Annotated in this window: 17 protein-coding genes and 1 pseudogene; 13 read left to right on the forward strand and 5 right to left on the reverse strand. The window is 46.1% G+C overall.

What is annotated here, in order from left to right:
* Together AAGR08_RS06680 and AAGR08_RS06685 are read left to right on the forward strand one after the other, a co-directional pair.
* Entirely contained in the window at positions 1 to 1,299 is a 1,299-nt protein-coding gene (locus AAGR08_RS06680) for an NCS2 family permease (protein ID WP_345829194.1), read from the forward strand.
* Between the two features lie 263 nt (positions 1,300 to 1,562).
* Positions 1,563 to 2,024, forward strand: a complete 462-nt coding sequence (locus tag AAGR08_RS06685; protein ID WP_345829196.1) for a hypothetical protein — start codon at positions 1,563 to 1,565, stop codon at positions 2,022 to 2,024.
* A 50-nt stretch (positions 2,025 to 2,074) separates the two neighbouring features.
* Here the strand turns inward: AAGR08_RS06685 and AAGR08_RS06690 are convergent, their stop codons facing one another.
* Positions 2,075 to 3,523, reverse strand: coding sequence for an AMP nucleosidase (locus AAGR08_RS06690; protein WP_345829197.1), 1,449 nt, complete (start codon positions 3,521 to 3,523; stop codon positions 2,075 to 2,077).
* Positions 3,524 to 3,952: 429 nt separating this feature from the next.
* Here AAGR08_RS06690 and AAGR08_RS06695 point away from each other — a divergent pair, with 429 nt between their 5' ends.
* From AAGR08_RS06695 to AAGR08_RS06725, 7 genes are all read left to right on the forward strand, one after another.
* The gene (locus AAGR08_RS06695) at positions 3,953 to 5,068 is read left to right on the forward strand and encodes a branched-chain amino acid ABC transporter substrate-binding protein (RefSeq protein WP_345829199.1); all 1,116 of its coding nucleotides are present in this window, start codon (positions 3,953 to 3,955) and stop codon (positions 5,066 to 5,068) included.
* Between the two features lie 82 nt (positions 5,069 to 5,150).
* Positions 5,151 to 6,065, forward strand: a complete 915-nt coding sequence (locus AAGR08_RS06700; RefSeq protein ID WP_097096871.1) for a branched-chain amino acid ABC transporter permease LivH — start codon at positions 5,151 to 5,153, stop codon at positions 6,063 to 6,065.
* A 10-nt stretch (positions 6,066 to 6,075) separates the two neighbouring features.
* Positions 6,076 to 7,356: a high-affinity branched-chain amino acid ABC transporter permease LivM gene (livM, locus tag AAGR08_RS06705; protein ID WP_345829200.1), complete on the forward strand. Its 1,281-nt coding sequence runs from the start codon at positions 6,076 to 6,078 to the stop codon at positions 7,354 to 7,356.
* Positions 7,349 to 8,224 carry an ATP-binding cassette domain-containing protein gene (locus tag AAGR08_RS06710; RefSeq protein ID WP_345829202.1) on the forward strand — a complete coding sequence of 292 codons (876 nt, stop codon included), beginning with the start codon at positions 7,349 to 7,351 and terminating at the stop codon, positions 8,222 to 8,224. Before livM ends, AAGR08_RS06710 begins: the two co-directional genes overlap by 8 nt.
* Positions 8,217 to 8,966, forward strand: a complete 750-nt coding sequence (locus AAGR08_RS06715; protein ID WP_345829204.1) for an ABC transporter ATP-binding protein — start codon at positions 8,217 to 8,219, stop codon at positions 8,964 to 8,966. The genes AAGR08_RS06710 and AAGR08_RS06715 overlap by 8 nt, the downstream gene beginning before the upstream one ends.
* A 120-nt stretch (positions 8,967 to 9,086) precedes the next feature.
* Complete coding sequence (locus AAGR08_RS06720; RefSeq protein WP_345829867.1) at positions 9,087 to 10,499, forward strand: EmmdR/YeeO family multidrug/toxin efflux MATE transporter; 1,413 nt, start codon at positions 9,087 to 9,089, stop codon at positions 10,497 to 10,499.
* A gap of 158 nt (positions 10,500 to 10,657) precedes the next feature.
* Positions 10,658 to 10,825 carry a hypothetical protein gene (locus tag AAGR08_RS06725; protein ID WP_345829205.1) on the forward strand — a complete coding sequence of 56 codons (168 nt, stop codon included), beginning with the start codon at positions 10,658 to 10,660 and terminating at the stop codon, positions 10,823 to 10,825.
* Between the two features lie 99 nt (positions 10,826 to 10,924).
* On the opposite strand, the gene AAGR08_RS06730 is transcribed toward AAGR08_RS06725, so the two are convergent.
* From AAGR08_RS06730 to AAGR08_RS06740, 3 genes and pseudogenes are all read right to left on the reverse strand, one after another.
* Entirely contained in the window at positions 10,925 to 11,437 is a 513-nt protein-coding gene (locus AAGR08_RS06730) for a molecular chaperone Tir (RefSeq protein WP_345829206.1), read from the reverse strand.
* Between the two features lie 61 nt (positions 11,438 to 11,498).
* Complete coding sequence (locus tag AAGR08_RS06735) at positions 11,499 to 12,335, reverse strand: macro domain-containing protein (protein WP_345829207.1); 837 nt, start codon at positions 12,333 to 12,335, stop codon at positions 11,499 to 11,501.
* A 218-nt stretch (positions 12,336 to 12,553) separates the two neighbouring features.
* Positions 12,554 to 12,769, reverse strand: a pseudogene (locus AAGR08_RS06740) (hypothetical protein).
* Positions 12,770 to 13,243: 474 nt separating this feature from the next.
* Between AAGR08_RS06740 and AAGR08_RS06745 the strand changes: the two are divergent.
* The 4 genes from AAGR08_RS06745 (at position 13,244) to AAGR08_RS06760 (ending at position 19,807) form a co-directional block, all read left to right on the forward strand.
* Positions 13,244 to 14,050 (forward strand): hypothetical protein, encoded by an 807-nt coding sequence (locus AAGR08_RS06745; protein ID WP_064387424.1) that lies wholly within the window; start codon positions 13,244 to 13,246, stop codon positions 14,048 to 14,050.
* On the forward strand, positions 14,047 to 16,503 hold the full coding sequence (locus AAGR08_RS06750; protein WP_345829210.1) for a DEAD/DEAH box helicase: 2,457 nt from the start codon (positions 14,047 to 14,049) through the stop codon (positions 16,501 to 16,503). The genes AAGR08_RS06745 and AAGR08_RS06750 overlap by 4 nt, the downstream gene beginning before the upstream one ends.
* 895 nt (positions 16,504 to 17,398) lie before the next feature.
* The gene (locus tag AAGR08_RS06755; RefSeq protein WP_014229976.1) at positions 17,399 to 18,679 is read left to right on the forward strand and encodes a hypothetical protein; all 1,281 of its coding nucleotides are present in this window, start codon (positions 17,399 to 17,401) and stop codon (positions 18,677 to 18,679) included.
* Between the two features lie 9 nt (positions 18,680 to 18,688).
* Positions 18,689 to 19,807: a hypothetical protein gene (locus AAGR08_RS06760; RefSeq protein WP_345829212.1), complete on the forward strand. Its 1,119-nt coding sequence runs from the start codon at positions 18,689 to 18,691 to the stop codon at positions 19,805 to 19,807.
* Positions 19,808 to 19,918: 111 nt separating this feature from the next.
* Here the strand turns inward: AAGR08_RS06760 and AAGR08_RS06765 are convergent, their stop codons facing one another.
* The gene (locus AAGR08_RS06765; RefSeq protein WP_345829213.1) at positions 19,919 to 20,875 is read right to left on the reverse strand and encodes a threonine/serine dehydratase; all 957 of its coding nucleotides are present in this window, start codon (positions 20,873 to 20,875) and stop codon (positions 19,919 to 19,921) included.
* Positions 20,876 to 20,934 lie beyond the last annotated feature (59 nt).

The following is a 20,934-nucleotide window of genomic DNA, read 5'->3' on the forward strand; positions in this document are numbered from 1 at the left end:
ATGATGTTAGAAAAACTCTTCAAATTAAAAGCGCATAACACAACGGTCCGCACGGAAATCATTGCGGGTATCACGACCTTTCTGGCGATGGCCTACATTCTGTTTGTTAACCCGAGCATCCTCGGCGCAACCGGCATGGATAAAGGCGCGGTCTTCGTCGCAACCTGTCTGGCGGCGGCGATTGGCTGTGTGCTGATGGGCCTGATCGCTAACTACCCGATTGCCCTTGCACCGGGCATGGGCCTTAACGCCTTCTTCACTTATACCGTGGTTCTGCACATGGGATACACGTGGCAAGTCGCACTGGGCGCGGTGTTCTTGTCAGCGGTGATTTTCTTTGCCATGTCGCTTTTCAAAATTCGTGAGTGGATTATTAACAGCATTCCGCTGCCGCTGCGTGCAGGCATTGGTGCTGGCATCGGCCTGTTCCTGGCGATTATTGCCCTGGAAGGCGCGGGTATCGTGGTGGACAATCCGGCAACGCTGGTTGGCCTGGGCGATTTGACCAAACCTGGCCCGCTGTTAGCGCTGCTTGGCTTCTTTATCATTGTGGTGCTGGAAGCGCGTCGCGTAACCGGCGCGGTACTGATCGGCATTCTGGTGGTCACCTTCATTTCTATGGGTATTGGCCTGACGCCGTTTGGCGGTGTGTTCTCCGCGCCACCCTCCATTGCGCCGACCTTGATGCAGCTGGATATTGCTGGTGCGTTTAATGTGGGCCTGGTGAGCGTGATTTTCGCTTTCCTGTTTGTGGATGTGTTCGATAACACCGGCACTTTGCTGGGCGTGACCAAACGTGCAGGATTAGCGGATGAGCAGGGCAACGTGCCGAAAATGGGCCGTGCGCTGATTGCCGATAGCGCCGCTGCACTGTTCGGTTCGCTGCTCGGCACCTCAACCACCACCAGCTATGTGGAATCTGCTGCAGGCGTTAGTGCCGGTGGTCGCACCGGTTTGACGGCGATTGTGGTAGCTATCCTCTTCCTGCTCAGCCTGTTCTTCTCGCCGCTGGCGGGCAGCGTACCGGTGTATGCAACGGCACCTGCGCTGCTGTTTGTGGCGGTATTGATGGCCTCGGGTTTAGCGGATATTGACTGGAAAGACATCACCACTGCGGCGCCAGTGACCGTGACGGCGCTAACCATGCCGCTGACTTATTCCATCGCCAACGGTATTGCCTTTGGCTTCATCACCTGGACCGTGGTGAAACTGCTGAGTGGACGCACCAAAGAGGTGAATCCGGCGCTGATTATTCTGTCAATTCTGTTTGTCATCAAACTGGGTTGGCTGAGCGCATAATGGTTATTTAACGGAAGCCCGCTCGGGCTTCCGTGTCTGCTGTTGCAATCCTCTGCTTATTTTCTGCGTGACACCTCGCAATCCCCTTTGATGCTCTCTTCTCTTCCCTCTCGGGTCGGCCTAGGCTGTGCGTGTTGTTTAATCCTGCCCTGTAAAATAGTGCTGCGAATGGCGGGATCGTGGAATGTTAACGCTGCGCAAATCTGTTTCACTGGCTGGGTTGGTGGACGGATTGAAAGAAAGCGATGGAAAAGGATTCGGTGATGGATTACCCCATTAGCAATACAACTCGTGTGTTCCGACCGCTAATTTTTGACCTTGGTAACAAAGGAGATCACCAAATGGAACAATTAACCAAACGGGTTGAACAGCTGGAAAAAACTACCCAACAGATTCAGATGGATGTGGCTGTGCTAACCGCGCGTTCTGAACATTTTGCTACTAAAGCGGATATTGAAACGGTGCGAACCGAGCAGGGCGTAATGCGCTTCGAAATCATGGGAGAACTGGGAGAACTTGAAAAACGCATTGATATAAAGTTTGAAAGGATTGATAAAAAGTTCGACAAGATTGATAAAAAGTTCGACAAGGTTGATGAAAAATTCACTCAGTTGAACGATAAAATTTCTCAATTAAATAACAGCTTAACCTGGAAAATCATGTTACCGACTTGCCTTCTGGTGTTGGCGTGGTTTGTTCAGAATATTGTTTTGAAAATGTCATGACGCGCTTTACTGCACTGTTCCGGCCCCACAAGGGCCGGAACTCATCATGATTATCTAAACGGTGGCTCGTTGAAGGTTCTGAGCTTCCTTGAGTGCAGCTTATCGCCCTCGGCACGCAGCAGTTCCACCGCGCAGATGCCGATCTGCAGGTGCTCAGAAATCGCCCCTTCATAGAAGCGGTTTGCCTGGCCAGGCAGTTTGATCTCGCCGTGCAGTGGTTTATCTGATACGCACAGCAAGGTGCCATAAGGTACGCGGAAGCGGTAACCCTGCGCGGCGATGGTAGCGCTCTCCATATCGACCGCCACGGCGCGACTCAGGTTGAAGCGCAGCGCAGAAGCGGAGTAGCGCAGCTCCCAGTTGCGGTCATCGGTGGTGACGACCGTACCCGTACGCAGGCGCTGCTTAACCTCTTCGCCCGGCATGCCGCTCACCGCTTTGGTGGCGTCATACAGCGCGCGCTGCACTTCGGCGATGCTTGGGATCGGGATATCCGGCGGCAATACACTGTCGAGTACGTGATCGTCACGCAGGTAGGCGTGTGCGAGGACATAATCGCCAATGGTCTGGCTTTCACGCAGGCCGCCGCAGTGGCCAATCATCAGCCAGGCGTGAGGGCGAATCACTGCAAGATGATCGCAGATGGTTTTAGCATTGGATGGACCCACGCCGATGTTCACCAGCGTAATGCCGCGACGATTCGGTGACGTCAGATGCCAGGCGGGCATTTGGTGTTTTTTCCACGCCAGATCGGACATCATCGCCGTTGGGTCTGGTGTCTCGGCGGTGATCACCACCTCACCGGCACAGGCCAGGCTGTCATACGGCGTGCTGGGATCCTGCACTTGCTCAATGGCCCAGCGTACGAATTCATCTACGTAGCGTGTGTAGTTGGTAAACAGCACGAACGGCTGGAAATGCTCAACGCTGGTGCCGGTGTAGTGACGCAGACGTGCCAGCGAGAAATCGGTGCGCAGCGCATCGAAGTGCGACAGCGGGAAAATGGCATTGGCGTGGAACAGGCCGTCTGCCGTTTCATCGCCAATCTGCGACAATTCGGTGGTGGGGAAATGGCGCGCGATGCTGGCGCTCATGGAGCGATCGAGCGACAAACCGTCGATCACATACGGATAAGGAATTTCCTGCTGTGATGGCCCCACTTCAATCTGCACGTCGTACTCCTTCTCCAGCATTTGCAACTGCTCGTTAAGGTAGTGACGCAGCAGCGCCGGGCGCGTGATGGTGGTGCTGTAGCTGCCCGTATGGGTGAAGCGTCCCCAGGCGCGGGTGCGATTTTTCTGCGGGCCTTCGCCCAGCCAGGTGATACGCAGCTGCGGATAAACAAACAGGCCTTGTTGGCGTGCGGCTTCATCCGGCACTTGTCCGGTTGCCGTGAAATCGCGAATGGCGTTGCGCAGGGCGTCAACCGCCGCATCATAAAGACGCTCTAATTCGTCCAGCGCTTGCTGGCTGCTTAATCCGTTCCGTTGCGTGTTCATAGGTTCTCCTTCAGGAAACGTGGACCGTTTTCACCAGAGCATAGCGGATAAACCCCTCACGACGATGAAGAATCTGTGATCAACCGCATTCTGCACCATCGCGGTGCTGGTGTGTGGCGTAACCTTGGCTATGTTTATGATCAGCAGGGATGTTACATCGCGTGTCTCCAGTCCTGGCGCGATGCCAATGCAAAAACCGCCCGCGTTATAATAAGTTGGCGAGATTATTGCTTGATTTTCAACCGTAGCCTTAATGAACCTATGCTGTTGAGCTCAGGGCGCACATTGATGCGTGACTGAAAGCAGATCGCCATGAGTGGCGATCTCAGGGGATTTTATTGGCCGCACGCTGTTCCGCCGAAGTTTCAGAAATTGATTTCTCCCAGGCCGTGGTATGGCTCCGTTCCTGACCCGTTGAGGATTGAAAGCATGTCTTTGAAATTCATAAAACACCCAATGAAGGTGGCGATTGCAGGTTGTTTAAGCGTGGCTTTTTACGCTCAGGCAGATATTAAAATTGGCGTGGCCGGTCCTTTCTCGGGGCCCAATGCGACCTACGGCGCGCAATACTGGAAAGGCGCCAGCCAGGCGGCGGAGGACATCAATGCCGCCGGCGGCATTAACGGTGAGAAAATCGTGCTGGTGCAGGGGGACGACGCCTGCGAGCCAAAACAGGCGGTCTCTGTCGCTAACCGCTTAGTTGATCAAGACAAAGTGATGGCGGTAGTGGGCCACTTCTGCTCCTCCTCCACCATGCCGGCGTCGGAAGTCTATGATGAGGCTGGCGTGCTGGCGATTACGCCTGGATCTACCAACCCGCAAATCACCGAGCGTGGTATGAAAACCATGTTCCGCATGTGTGGTCGTGACGACCAGCAGGGCGCAATTGCCGCCGACTACATCATTGATAAGCTCAAAGCCAAAAAAGTCGCGATTATTCATGACAAGGACACCTACGGTCAGGGCTTAGCGGATGCCACGAAAGCCTCGCTGGAGAAGCGCGGCGTAAAAGAGGTGCTGTATGAAGGGCTTTCGCGGGGTGAGAAAGATTTCAATGCGCTGGTCACGAAAATTGGCGCGCTGAAACCTGACGTGGTCTATTTCGGCGGCTGTCATCCGGAAGCCGGTCCGTTGGTACGCCAGATGCGTGAGCAAGGCGTGAATGCTGCCTTCTTCTCCGGCGACTGCATCGTCACCGAGGAGATGGTGACGGCGGCAGGCGGCCCGCAATACACCAAAGGGGTGTACATGACCTTTGGCAACGATCCGCGCACCATTGCCGATGGTAAAGCGGTGATCGAGAAATTCCGCGCCGGCGGTTTTGAGCCCGAAGGTTACACCTTATATGCCTATGCTTCCGTGCAGACGCTGGCAGCCGCGTACAAAGCGGCCGGTAAAGATAACGCTAAAGCCAGCGACTGGCTGAAAGCTAACAGCGTGGATACCGTGATGGGCAAAAAAGCGTGGGATACAAAAGGCGACCTCAAAGTCTCGGATTACGTCGTTTATCAGTGGGATGACAAAGGCAAATACCACCAGCTGTAATCTGCCACGCGGCCCCGCACGTTGCGGGGCTATTCGCGATTGAGCGTGAGGTGTGCGCTCCCATTGATTACGAGACGAGATTATGGACGCCTTCTTCTTACAGCAACTGATTAACGGTTTAACGCTGGGTGCGGTTTATGGCTTGATCGCCATCGGCTACACCATGGTTTACGGCATCATCGGCATGATCAACTTCGCCCACGGCGAGGTGTATATGATCTCCGCCTATCTGTGCGCAATTGGCTTATCGCTCCTCAGTTTCTTTGGCATTCACTCCTTTCCGCTGCTGATTTTCGGCACCCTGATCTTCACCATCATTGTTACGTCGGCCTACGGCTGGGCGATTGAACGTATTGCCTATCGGCCGCTGCGTAACTCAACGCGGCTTGCACCGCTGATCTCGGCGATTGGCATGTCGCTGATTTTGCAAAACTATGTACAGCTTAGCCAGGGACCGAATCAGCAGGGGATTCCAACGCTGCTGACGGGCGTGCTGCGCATGGAGATTGATGGCGGCGTGGTGCAAATCACCTGGACTAAAATTTTCATTTTGATCGCGGCCTTGTGCGGCATGGCGCTGCTAACGTGGGTTATCCAATACACCAAGCTGGGGCGAATTTGCCGCGCGGTGCAGCAGGACCGGCGCATGGCATCGATTCTCGGGATTAATACCGATCGGGTGATCTCGCTGGTTTTTGTCATTGGCGCGGCGATGGCCGGATTAGCTGGCGTGCTGGTCACTATGAATTACGGCACTTTTGATTTCTACGCCGGATTCATCATTGGTATTAAAGCCTTTACCGCGGCGGTGCTCGGCGGCATCGGTTCGCTGCCGGGTGCGATGCTGGGCGGATTGCTGCTCGGCGTGGCGGAAGCGCAGTTCGCTGGCATGGTGAACTCGGATTACAAAGATGTGTTCTCGTTTTCGCTGCTGGTGGTGATTTTGATCTTCCGCCCGCAAGGATTGCTGGGACGGCCGCTGGTTGCGAAAGTGTGAGGACGTTTTGATGAAGGCAATGACGCAAAATCCGCTGCGCCAGGCACTGCTCGACACGCTGCTGGCAGGACTGGTGGCGCTGGTGGTCTTTGGGCCGATCGTTGGCGTAGTGCTTGATGGTTACAGTTTCACACTCTCACCGCAGCGCGTGGGGCTGCTGGTGGCCGTGGTGATGGCGGGACGCTTGCTGTTTAGCGTGTTTATCCTCGCCCCCTTTGGCCAGCGCGTTATGCGTAAGTTTGCCGTCGGGGATGATGGCGTTTACGTGCGCGATCCCGGCTACCGCTCGCGCCTGCGCTGGATTCTGCCGCTGCTGCTGATCGTGGCGCTGGCCTTTCCGTTTCTTTCCAGTAAATACCTGCTGACGGTGGCGATTCTTGGCCTGATCTACGTGCTGCTCGGGCTGGGTTTAAACATTGTGGTGGGGCTCGCCGGGTTGCTCGATTTGGGCTATGTCGCCTTCTACGCCATCGGCGCGTACGGCCTGGCGCTCGGCTATCAATACCTTGGATTGGGCTTCTGGAGCATGCTGCCACTCGCCGCGCTGCTGGCCGCTTTTGCCGGTGCGCTGCTGGGATTTCCGGTGCTGCGCATGCACGGTGATTATCTGGCGATTGTTACGCTCGGCTTCGGTGAAATTATCCGCTTAGTGCTGACTAACTGGCTCTCTTTTACCGGAGGGCCGAACGGCGTTTCTGTACCGTCGCCAACCTTCTTTGGCCTTGAGTTTGGTCGGCGCGCGCGCGAGGGGGGCGTGCCGTATCACGAGTTCTTTCATGTCACCTACAACCCAAATATGAAGTTTATTTTCATTTACGTGGTGTTGGTGCTGGTAGTGCTGCTGGTGCTGTGGATCAAACATCGCCTGACGCGCATGCCGATTGGCCGTGCCTGGGAAGCGCTGCGCGAAGATGAAATTGCCTGCCGCGCCATGGGGCTCAATCACGTATTGGTTAAGCTTTCCGCCTTCATGCTGGGTGCTTCCACCGCGGGCATTGCCGGAGTATTTTTTGCCAGCTATCAGGGCTTCGTTAATCCCACGTCATTCACCTTTTTTGAATCAGCGCTGATCCTCGCCATTGTGGTACTCGGCGGTATGGGCTCGACGCTCGGCGTGGTGTTGGCGGCGTTTGTCCTGACGGTGGCGCCCGAACTGTTGCGCAGCTTTGCCGAGTATCGCGTGCTGCTGTTCGGCATGCTAATGGTGCTAATGATGATCTGGCGGCCGCGCGGCCTGGTGCGCACCGCACGCGTCGGTGTGCCGTTACGCAAAGGAGTGCGCCATGAGTGATGCCATCCTGCAAGTGACCAACCTGATGATGCGCTTCGGCGGCATTAAGGCGTTGAATGATGTTAGCCTGGCGGTGGAGCGCGGATCGGTGACCTCACTGATTGGCCCGAACGGCGCAGGCAAAACCACGGTCTTCAACTGCCTGACCGGTTTTTATCGCGCGACGAGCGGGCGCATTGTGCTCAATGCCAACCAGCGCAGCACCGATGTGATTCAGGTGTTGGGACAAAAAATTCATGCAACAGACTTTATCCATCCGGCACGGCTCGGCTCGCGTCTTTGGTACAAGATGTTTGGCGGCGCGCATCTGGTGAACCGCGCCGGGTTGGCGCGCACCTTCCAAAATATTCGGCTATTTCGTGAGATGTCGGTGATTGAGAATTTGTTGGTGGCGCAGCATATGCAGGTCAATCGCCAGTTGCTGGCGGGAGTACTGAACACGCGCGCCTATCGCCAAGCGGAAAATCGTGCACTCGATCGCGCTTTCTACTGGCTGGAAAATGTTGATTTGGTCTCCAGTGCTAATCGGCTGGCGGGCACACTCTCTTATGGTCAGCAGCGCAGGCTGGAGATTGCGCGTGCCATGTGTACACGACCAGAATTGATTTGCCTGGACGAACCGGCGGCGGGGTTAAATCCAGTGGAGACTGAGGCGCTGAGCCAGATTTTGCATCGCTTGCGCGCCGACCATCGCATCAGCGTGCTGCTGATTGAGCACGACATGCCGATGGTGATGCGCATTTCTGACCACATCGTGGTGCTGGATCACGGTGACGTGATTGCGCAGGGCACACCGCAGCAAATTCGTCACGATGCCAAAGTGATTGCCGCTTATCTGGGTGCAGAAGAGGAGAGCGACCATGGCTGAACCGATGCTGGCGTTTGAGCAGGTGGATGTGTTTTACGGTCCGCTGCAGGCATTGAAACAGGTTTCATTAACCGTTAATCAGGGTGAAACCGTGGCGCTGATTGGCGCCAACGGGGCCGGTAAATCGACCCTGTTGATGTCAATTTTTGGCCAGCCGCGCATTGCCAGCGGTGAAATTCGTTTACGCGGTGAAGCGATTAGCCAGCGCTCAACTCATTTCATCGCCGCCAGCGGTATTGCGCAGGCGCCGGAAGGGCGGCGCATTTTTCCCGATATGACGGTAGAAGAGAATCTGCTGATGGGCACCATCGCCATTGGTGAGCGCTTTGTTAAGCAGGACAAAGAGCGGATGTACCAGCTTTTCCCGCGCCTGCTGGAGCGGCGCAAACAGCGCGCCATGACGCTTTCCGGTGGCGAGCAGCAGATGCTGGCGATCGCCCGCGCGTTGATGAGTCGCCCCAAATTATTGTTGCTGGATGAACCCAGTCTTGGGCTCGCGCCGATTGTGGTAAAGCAGATTTTTGCCATCCTGCGCGAGCTAACGCAGCAGGGAATGACGCTGTTTCTGGTGGAGCAGAATGCCAGGCATGCGCTGCAGCTGGCGGATCGCGGTTATGTGATGGTCAATGGCGAGATTCGCCTCAGCGGAAGCGGGGCCGAGTTGCTCAATAACGACGACGTGCGCAGCGCCTATCTGGGAGGTGCAGCCGATCCTGCGGTGCTGGCGACAAAAAGTTTGTAATAATGATTAAATGGTGATGGGAAACACTTTGCATATTTGTCAGTGGCCTATCATCATTATTACTCTTCTTCCTCTCCAAAGTGATTTGGAAATCCCTTGCAAAATCCTGGCGTAGTAATGATGCGGGCGGTTAGAAATACGGCGTGGTATCCCAAACGTCGCTCTTATCGCACGCTGTTCTGGCGTGAAATTACCCCCTTAGCCGTGCCGATCTTCATCGAAAACCTCTGTGTGATGCTCATGGGTGTCCTCAGTACCTTTTTGGTGAGTTGGTTAGGTAAAGAAGCCATGGCGGGCGTGGGTCTGGCCGACAGCTTCAATATGGTGGTGATCTCTTTCTTCGCGGCAATCGATCTCGGTACCACGGTGGTGGTGGCGTTTAGCCTGGCCAAGCGCAACGGTAAGCGTGCGCGCGCGGCAACGCGTCAGTCGCTGGGACTGATGACCGCGCTGGCTTTTGTGCTGGTTATCGCCATTGAGTTCTGGGGACACCTGATCATTGATGTGATTGCCGGCAGCGCGGATCCCAAAGTGAAAGAGCTGGCGCTGAGCTATCTGCAAACTTCGGCGTGGAGCTATCCAGCGGCGGCGATTGCGCTGATTGGCAGCGGTGCACTACGTGGTGCGGGCAACACTAAAATCCCGATGCTGATTAACGGCGGCATGAACATTCTCAACATCGTGATCAGTAGCGTACTGATATACGGCTGTATGGGTTGGGAAGGATTGGGCTTTGTCGGCGCCGGATTAGGGTTAACCATTTCACGCTATATTGGTGCGGCGGCGGCGATTTACGTGCTGTATCGCGGCATTGCTCCAGCACTGAAAATCTCCATCGCCAGCTATTTTCGTCGCTGGGATCGCAACATTCTGATGGAAGTGTTGGGCATTGGCGTTCCCGCCAGTATCGAATCGGTGCTGTTTAACGGCGGTAAATTGCTGACGCAGATTTTTGTCGCTGGTATGGGCACCAATGAAATCGCCGGGAACTTTATCGCCTTCTCGATTGCTACGTTGATCAACCTGCCGGGCAATGCCCTCGGATCGGCCTCAACCATCATTACGGGACGAAGGCTGGGGCTTAATCAGGTGATGCAGGCGGAACGGCAAATCAAACATGTGTTCTGGCTGGCGATGATCGGATTGTGTTCGCTGGCGTTAATCACCGTACCGCTCGCCGGAACCCTGGCGCAGTTTTATAGTCGCGATCCGGAAGTCATCTCGGTGACGAAACATCTGATTTGGCTGAATGCCGCTTTTATGCCGATTTGGACTGCTTCGTGGGTGCTGCCCGCCAGCCTGAAGGGCGCACGCGATGCGCGCTACACCATGTATGTGTCGATGTTCAGTATGTGGGGCGCACGCGTGGTGGCCGGGTATTTCCTCGGCATAGTGCTGGGCATGGGCGTGGTGGGCGTGTGGCTCGGTATGTTCCTCGATTGGACGGTGCGCGGCCTGTGCTTCTGGTGGCGTTTAAACAGCGGCAAATGGCTGAACAATTACCATAAGATGATGGCCAAAAGCAGGGAATAGGGGGATTTCCTCCGGTGGCGATGGATTTGTAGAGTGCGCATTGATGCGCACTTTTTTTTATATGCATCAGCTGGCAAAGAAGCGCACAACTAATCGTTTTGGTTATATGGCGGGATGAGGTTTACTGTCAGCGTCAATCAATTACGGAGATGCTGACCATGAAAAATTTCTTGCAGCAGTGGTTTAACCAGCTACTCAACGGCGCGACCAAACCCGCAGAAGAGCGCGAGTTCGATCTCAGTAACCACATCGATCTACTGATTCCGCTTAGCCAACTGTATGGCGTTGAATTCCATCCCTCGGTGTATCGCTACTATGAGAGATGAGCGCTTACATCATGTAATGCGCTACAGCTACTGGAATGAACTGTGCGCTGTTGAATAAAAAACCCGCTGTTAGGCCAGCGGGTTTTTTTATGTGCGGCATTAACTGAACGCGTTTTTTACAGCCTGATAATCCCAATAGTAGGTACCATCCTTCAGGAAGCACATAGCAACGTGAGTACCTGCATTCCGTATGGCATCAGGGCATTTGTCTTTATTCACTGAGGCCGCGTTGTAAAGCACGATGATTTCAAGATTGTCCTTTATTGCTTTCTCACACTCATACTCGATGTAGCTACGATGATCTACCGACCGCCCTTTTGAACAAGAGCTTGTCCAACTACGGTAACTCGCGCAATACTGACAACGACCACTGCGGGCCGTTTTAGTATTTTTTCCAACAATAAGCACAAATTTTTTTGATGAATTAAATCTTGTTGCCAGTGAGGATTTGATACTGCAGTTTAAACTGCTGTCGCGGGCTTGTGTTAAGTCATGTGCATCGGTAAAAGAAAGACCCCAATGTTTACTCTTATTCCAGTGATGTAACTGATCGATGGCGTCTTTATCGCCATCCCATTCGCCCGCAATATAGGTTCTGGTACGGTATACCATAAATAATCACTCCTTTGTTATTTTGCATACATATCGCTTAACCAGAGCGTTAAGCTCTGCGCTACAATCCATTTCTTGCTGACTGGAGGTCAAATAAGTTGATTTGGCTGATCTTGTCTTTATGAATCATGATGGTTAATTTTGCGGGGTGTTTAAATCGCATTTCACTCACTCGGAAAGTCCAGAGCATAATTTTCGATAGTTCTTCATCATTGATCCGCTTGTGTCCCTTTATTCTTGTGATGCCTGACCCAAAAATAGGCACCGTGACGCTTTTCTGGGCATACACACGATTAACGCTATCCCAAAAATTAATCAGAAACGCCAGGTATTCAGGCATTGATAAATGGGCTTCATTAAATTTATTAAACCGGGCAAAAGCCGTTAACAGATAATCGTCCCAGACGCAGATGGTTCCAAGCTTATAACTTTGATTTTTACCTGATAATCTAGTGGTATTAAGCGCGGCAACATCCTCCCTTGCATAGGCATAATTATCAATGTGTTCATCCAGTTTTTCTCGCGAACAGGAGAGATGCTCAGTAATAAACTTACCGTTGAGACTTTGACGTGCGATGACGATATCATCTACCTTCGTATCAAAGTACTCGTTAAAAGCAATCGCCTTGAGACCTTGCTCCGCAAAAATATCACCCGTTTTAATCGTTACCGTGCTGCCTTCAACGGTCAAATTAATTGCTCTAAGCTTATTCGCCCTGCGCCAGATGAAAAGATAAACCAGGATTAATAGGATAATGCATGTCACGCCTGCGATATCTTTATATTCTAGCGGGATATCCTTAAATAAAACTACCGCAGCGATGCAACCAGTAATAGCTGAAGCATAGTTACAAAAATCGCTTCTCACTTTTGCATCAAAAAATCTGACTTTTAACATATCCGACTTTCCTTTGTTATGAGTGGTATCCTTAATCCCTAAGGCTCATTCGCAATTGAAAGTAAACGTGAGACAGCCAAAAATCCACATAAAATATACGTGTTTAATTAAAAGTATGATCCAGCGACAGGTAATTTTGAAAACCTGGGATTTTTTTAAGTTGTTGATAACAGTTTTGTATCTTCACGCTGTCGGAAACCACAATGCAAAAAGCCCGCTTAGTTTCCTAAGCGGGCTTCTCTAAATATGGCTCCTCTGACTGGGATCGCCTTTGCCAGCAACTGGCTAATAAGTAAGCTAAACCTGAATCTTCATCCTGTCAAGACCACCAAAATGACCACCATTAGTTGTGGATTATATAAATCTGGTTATAAGCATTCAATATCCCCTAATTGTGTCGCTGGGAAGCCTACTTGTGCGGTCGTAGCTGCTATAAAAATAGTGCTGACTAAGGCCCAAATGACTCGTTAGCAAAAAGCGGTTTGTTCGCTTTTTGCTCGTAGAGGATTTGTTGCCTGGCTTGCCCACTGCGAGTCAAAACGGCTGGTATTGTAACCGATACATCATGACCGTTCAGAAAAATCGGTGGTCATGATAAGCCTAACTAAAAGGAGCTCTTAACTGAGTGCTTACATTGCAAAATCACAGCGTATGAGTAGAACGTCAATAGGTTGCGAAAGTAGTGTATACAATGATAGAGCAAGTTATAACATAATAAAATTAGTTAACTATATGATATGAAAGGATTTTATTGCATTAAAAATGTATTATTAGTCGTTTCATAGCATTTCGACGTCAATTGCTGAGTCAGGAAAAAAAGATCACGTCTATGAGATTATTCACATTCTGACACATAAAATTGTGTGATATTATTAGACAAAATTTAATCATCTCAAGAGTAGTAGAACTTGAAAACGTTAGATGGCGTCCAAATTTTGCTCAAAAGTGGCTATGGTTTATGTCACATATCGAATTTTTCTGATGAGCTCAAGCAAGCACTTAAGAATCATCTTACACGGATTTGCCATGGAGAAACTCACTCTAGGAGCGGATATGCAATGTATCGGTATAAACCAACAGTTGAAGCTTTTTTAGAGAGGTATGAAAAAAAACCTGCAAAAACTCAAAAGGGAATGATTGGTGAATTTCTTTCACATATCATTATCAATGAGCTTTTAGATAATTTCGAAACCGCTTCGCCTTTTTTTAATCTTGAAGAGAAAAGTATTAAGAAAGGATTTGATTTGCTTTTATATTCAACATCAGATCATAAAGTCTGGATTACTGAAGTTAAATCTGGTGAGTTACGGAAAGGGAAGGATGTTAATGAGACTTCTCAACTTCTTTTGAGTACAGCGTATAACGATCTAAAAACTAGATTAAATGAAAATGAAATCAATCATTGGGCTAATGCGATGAATGCGGCTAGCATTGCTATTTCTCAGCATAGAAATTATAAGGATGTAGTACTAGATCTTCTTGCCATTGAAGGTGAAAAAACATCTGAAAAGAAATCAACTAGCACTGATAATTATGTATTTTTTATTTCTAGTTTATTCCACGACATAAAATTTAAAACTATCGAAAAAACTGTTATGGATTTTCAAAAAAGTATGGTCGAAAAAGCTGAATTTGCAGATGTTTTTTGTTTTTCTATTCAAAAAAGTACTTTAAATAAGGTTGTCGATTTCTTGATAGAGGAAAGTAAAAAGTGAACAAAAAAAATTCTCAGCCTCTAACTTTACTTCAATTAAAGAAAACAGAAATTTATAACTATTATTCCAAGTTGTTTCTCAGAAAAGAATTAACTATGAGAGAGATACAAACATTACTGTCATTGACGATTGTTTTTGTAAATCAGGAGGATATTCACATAAGAAGGTTTGGTTATAGGATAGCTTTGCTTTATGCCAATAAGACAAAGGATTATATTCCGTTATATGAGATTGCCATAAACCAAGGTCTAATTCCTGTAGCTAAACATCTTAGTGATGATTATTTAACATCTGATAACGATACATTCATTAAAACTTTATCTGATAGTTTCGCTGATAACTTTTTTGAGAATGGAATCACATTGACTCAACAGCAAAGTGATATGAACTTTTTCCTTCAAGAAAGTCCAGATAATAATGTTGCTATTGTAGCGCCTACATCGTATGGGAAATCTAATATTATAATTGAAGAAATAAAGAAAACCCTTGGTGGAAATAGATGTGTTATCGTACCGTCTAAAGCATTAATCTCACAAACAAAAAATAACATTATAAAATCATATAATACAAAAGTGAAAGTAATAACTCATCCTGAGATGTACAAAAAAGGAGAGGATAATATTTTTGTTTTAACTCAGGAGCGAGCTTCTAAGTTATTATCAAAAAATAAAGATTTTTACTTCGATCTTCTATTAATAGATGAAGCTCATAATCTTCTGGAAAATACAAATAGAAGTAAATTATTAGCTAATGTAATCTGCCGAGCAATTTTTCGTAAAAAAAATCTTAAAATTAAATATTTCACGCCGTTTTTGAATGATGCTAATAATCTTGCATTAAAAAAGATAGACCAAAAAATTGCAGACTATAAAGTAAATGAATATGTTAAAAGTGAGATTATCTATCTTTATGATTACAGAACTCAACATGAAAATTTTCAACGATATGATCAATTCCTAGATAAGTGGAGCAGCATAAAGAAAACTTCAAATAATCATATTGAGCTCATTAAAAATAAGTCGTTAGATAAAAATATTATATACTTTAATAGCCCCAAAAAATTAGAAAATTTTTCTAGAGAACTTTCTCAATCCCTTCAGGATATTACCTGTGCTGTTGTAGATAAAGCTTGTATGGAGTTATCAGAAAACATTGATGAAAACTACCTTATTATAAAATGTCTGAAAAAGGGGATTGTGTATCATCACGGATCAATGACAGATAATGTGCGGCTATATATTGAAACGATATTTAAAAAATCTCGGCATGTTAAATATCTTGTAACTAACTCAACTCTTCTTGAAGGCGTTAATTTACCAGTAGAAAGGTTATTTATTTTAGAAAATAAAAAAGGCCGGACCTCATTAAACCATTCCCAATTCAATAATCTTGCGGGCAGAATCAACCGATTTGGTGATGTTTTTAATAATGATAAGCCAATCCAAATTAAAAAACTATTGCCAGCCATATTTATAATCGGAACTGAACAATATACTGGGAAAAAAACGAATTTAGCTGATTTTATTAAAAAGGTTTCTAAAGTTGATAGCAAAAGATTTGATCAGGTAAATAATGTTTTATTAAATGAAACCACAATAAATGAATATAATATAGATGAATTTAACAGATCTATTGATGATTTAGAAAATCTCGAGCAAGGAATAGTTCCGGATTATAAAGGTAAATATGTGGAAACGGAAATTGGGAAAATATTATACGAAAATAATATATCTGAACTAAATATACATGATTGTGAACATACTATTCAGGAAGAGATTGATCATTACCGTCAGAATCAGGATTTAATATCTGATGAGGAATCATTAATATCCTTGATTTCATCATTATTCATTAACAAGATAATTGATGATGGAAAATACAATGACTTAACCAGGTTGAAAAATTTGGATGCACAAAAATTTTACGCGATGTTTTTAACTTGGAAGGTAAAAAACACACCTTTCAAATTAATTATTAGAAACTTTTTAAGTTATTGGAATAGTATTCCAAAAGATACGCAGAAAGAATTCGTATTTGTTGGAAAATGGGGTGATGAAACATTCGGGAATGGATATCGTGAATACTGGGTTAACATTAATAAAAAAACAAATGCTGAAAAAATAAATCTAGCTATAGTGAGAATTAAAGAAGAAGATGATTTTTTAGATTATCAAATATTTAAATTTATTGAGGTGATTAATGAGGTTGGTCTTATTGAGGAAACCTTTTATCTCAAGATAAAGTATGGCACTAAAGATAAAAGAATAATTTCATTAATAAATGATGGGTTTAGCCGAGGCTTATCTGATCTACTTGTTAATAAATATGACAGGCATCTAATCATATCTAAAAATGGCGACGTCACTATCGATAAAGAAATGATGAAAGCAATGGTGAAAAATAAAGAGAGTGAAATGTTGTTGCTAGAGGCGAAGTTAAATATTGGAAATTAAAAATTATGATGTTTGGATGTCGTTTTAAAAATATTCCCAGTACTCAAAGAATAAAAAAACTGGGAATAGTATCCGAAGAGATGGTTAATTAGATTGTATTCTTTATAATAATGGTGGTGCTGAAAGTGTTGTGGAATATCTAACTCTGGAGGCTGAAAGTAGAAGATTTAATTGCATTAATTCATGGGGGGCGGCTATTTATTCCGCGATTTCTGAAAGTGAATGGTTCTGTAATGGTGGTTTTAAATATTAATTATTCGATAGCTTTGATTTTTCATTTGAAAATTTTTTAATTATAAGCTTAAGGTTAATTTTACGTCGTAATGTAGTTTGTAGTCAAAGGAATTATAATGGAAATGATCCAGTACAAAAACTACTGCTGAGTAGCGAGGGGCTACATATTGGCATTTGGATTTTTTACTCCCGCCGGATTTCTGTCGGTCTTTTCGTGAATTTTGTTTCCATAAAGACCTCTCCGTGCAAGGGCAAAGTACACGTATTCTTTACATTTACGAGACACTACGTATCCGTGAAACATGACTGTCAGGTGACCTGAAAAGAAATATTATGCCACTGATAAAATAGCTAGATGAAGACCTCTGATTTTACAGTGAACTTATTTTTGGCTAGGGTAAAAAATGGAAATCTCAAAAACGGCATGGAGATAAAATGGATATTCTTACAGTAGGGTCCCAAATCAGCATTAAAAGAGCTTCTTGATGACAACACCATTGTCTGAAACTTATATGCAGGTGTTCCAACATTTATTAACATGCTATAATAAGGTATGTTACATGTTAATCTACTCGAGAAAGATAGAAATTTGTTATCATAATACTATACTACCCTTCAAAAATAGATGTTTAAAATCAATGGATTATATAATGGGTCGCTAATGAACATAACAAAAATTGCAGAGTTTTCCTATGATTTACATAGCGCTTTAGGTGAGTATGAAACACCTGAATTTGATTATCTAAAGAAACTTGGAATGGCAGCAACTCTCGCGGTTCATATTAGAGGGCTTGGCACTATACCATACGATGTTTTAAAGCAGGTTTCGTACCATTATTTTAAAATTCCATCAATGGCTTTGGATCAAGTTTTAAAAATTCTAGATGATCTTGAGTTCATTGAGCTTATAGGTACACGTTCCAAAACAACTGCTGTAATTCCTAAGATTCCACATTTTAAAAGTGTTTATGATGTGATTGGTAATTATGCAGAGGAAAGTGACCTGAGCGAGACAGAATCTGTAATGCTCGCAATTCTGAGTGAGGTTTATAATAAACCTGAGAATAAACAGAAGCTTATAAATACGCTGGGCGCCGATAGTAATACATTCGATATGTGTATGAGGTATAGTGAGGAAGGGGGCTTGCTACGAACTCACAAAGCAAGAGGTAAAGATATTATCCTTAGTCCGTACTATTTTGCAGATAACCTTGATGGATTAGCTGATTTAACAGCGAAATCCGGCTCTTCGAATATAAGCCGCGTTTTGAATAAACTAAAAGCTAACCAAGGATGGCCTCTTTCAATGGTTGTCAATAACCAGGAAATTGGAGGGAATAAGATGGATCCCGTTGAACTTTCTCTTGTACAGGTAATGGCTTCTGAAGGTATATTAAAACCTCCGTCCATACGATTTGGTAATGGGGTGTTAGAGCAATTTGTTTTTACTCCAAATCCTGGGGCTATGCGCTTAAACTCGGCTAATAGAGAGATATATGAACGTGCAATGGCTTTAGTATCTTGTGTACGGAAAGGACAACTTATGCCCGCTCAGTATAGAATAAGATATCCTTTGGCAATTTTACGGGCTCTTCGGGATAAGGGATATCTTAATAGTAATTCTGAGGCAAGCGATCAATATAAAAATCTCGTTTTTATGAAGGTTGCATATCTCAAACCCATATCTGGGGACAGATGCGAATTAGTATTGATAAAAACCGAAGAGAATTTTAATGCTTTAGATATAGCAATTAAGCTACTGTCTACTGGAGAATTGGCTAATTTGGAAGTCAACGCTGAGGCGAGACTATCTTTTTCTAGAGATGAATCTTACATTCAGTCTATTATCTCATCTTCAGATATGAGAAAAAGAAAGCAAGTTCAAATAGTGGCTGAAGCTAAACATGAAATGGATCAGTTACTACTAAATTTGAATATTTAAGGGTTATTTATGGCTGCTTTGGATAAAGATACATCTCAAAAAGAGAAAGCTATACGTTATTGCATATCGAACGGAATTCTTCCTTATCTTGAGGTTGTTGTTAATAACGTCAGAGAGATTTCAGACATTCGTACAGTAATTACTGATCTTGACGTTTTAGGATTGGAGGTTTCTAGGCGGGGGGGAATCCAAAAAACCCTGTTTGATTGTAAAACCGTTGGTAAGATGAGTGCAATTAACAGAGCGTTCTGGGCCGCTGGTGTAATGGCATATATTGGTTGCAACGAGTCGTATGTCATTTTAGCAAAGAAAGCAACTGAAGCGCATCGTGTTAGTGCAAAGACATTAAATGTCCATCTTTTTCAGGAAAGTGATTTTGAAAAATATGCTGAATCTGCAAATATAAATTATTTGGATAGGAAAAATTACTCCACACATATTTCATCTTGGCATTCCTATTATTTGATTTTTGAAAAAAATGATCATCTTAAAAGTTTAGGAGAGTACGTTAATACTCGCATTCCACTCGAAGTTGATTTTGCAAAATCTCTTAGAGAGTTATTGGGTATTGTTAGGCTAAATAAAGGAGAGCTGAATCCTGAGAAAGATGAACACATGTCGGTTTACAGTTCTATCGTTCTAAGTTTTTTATTAGTTATGATTCCAATTACTTCTCAATTAGCTGATGTTTTTGATGTTCAAATGAATCAGTCTGAGTATGAGAAAGTTTTGCGCTATTATGTTTGGGGCGGCCGTGATAGTTATATTCAGCGCAGAGACCTTAAAAATGCAGTTCAGGAAGTTTCTGGAGGAAAAAAAGGGGAGCTTGAGTTACCAGGTTGGGAAAGATTTGTTGATGTTTCCAGAAGCTTGTTAGAGGCACCTGTAGACATAAAAGACGCACTAATACCATGCCGAGAGCTTTCATTAAGATATGTGTCTGAGCGTGACGGATATAAAGATTTTCAGCTATCCATCTTATTGAGAAGATCAAATAGGATTGTTCAATTTATGATAGCAGCGTCAGGATATTTATACTCATCTGCCGGTTTACCCAAAGACTTTCATGATAAATTTAAACAGGATGTATCCTTACTTTTGGACTTAAAAACCCCCAACACTCTTTAACGTAACGTATTGGGAGGGGTTCACCTCCCATTATCGCTATCTAATTTTTTCAAAATACCCTTGAGTCGGGTAACATTATGCGCAATAGTCTTAGACTACTTAACAAATACCTCAACAATTTGCCCATATATTCATTTCTCGTTGCGTAACGTTGCCCCCACATACTATGAGCCCAATGATCGCATCTTTGGGGAGGTTGGGGATTACAGCGAGAGCTGCGGGAATAAGCGTCCCGGCTGCTGGCTCAACCCACTGCCTGGCTTGCTCGCCGAATGAAATCATGCCTTGTATGGCGTCGCTATCCGATACGGTGATGACCTTTTGAATGTAGCGCTGCGCGTGTTCAAGCATAAGGCGGTCAATCACAGGGACGCCAAGGGTTGAAATGGAAGAAGTGATATCCACGTTGACGGGGTTTCCTGCCCTCAATGCCTGGTACATCGAACTGGCTCCCTCCGTTTCCACTCCCCATATCCGGATGTCTGGGTTACGGGATTTGAGTACCGTCGCAATGCCTGCCAGCATTGCACCGCCACCCACCGCAACAAATAAATCGGTCAGTGTAGGGCAATCTTCCATCAGTTCGAGTGCAAGGGTTCCGTATCCTTCCGCAACCAGTGTATCGATACAGTCATCAATTATGTGGTATCCCTGCTCTGCAAGCGTCCTTGCCCGTTCAAACGCGGAGCTGACATCTTTTTCAAGAATAACAGTGCTGCCGGAATGGCGTATTTTTTCAATGGATGAGGCCGGGGCGTTTTCTGGCATAATCACGGTCACGTTTATATCAAACGCTTTGGCCGCTTCTGCCACTGCGATACCAAAGTTACCGCCACTGACGGCAGCGAAACGGTAATCTCTCAGATTACCGGAAAAAGCGGAAAGCAGGTTCAGTACTCCCCTGGCTTTAAAAGAGCCACCCGTCTGCAAATTCTCCAGTTTGAGAAACACCTTTCTTCCCAGCATATCCGACAATCCCGGAGACAAAACCGTGGGGGTCCGAATGACCGATTTTTTAATCCTTTCAGCAGCGGTGATAATCGAAGACAGAGTAATGTAAGTGCTCATCAGTATGTCTCTTATTGAAAGCGAACGGGTAAAAAGACCATAAGAAAATGAGGAGGACA

Source organism: Pantoea sp. BRR-3P (assembly GCF_039621635.1).
Lineage (GTDB): Bacteria > Pseudomonadota > Gammaproteobacteria > Enterobacterales > Enterobacteriaceae > Pantoea > Pantoea floridensis.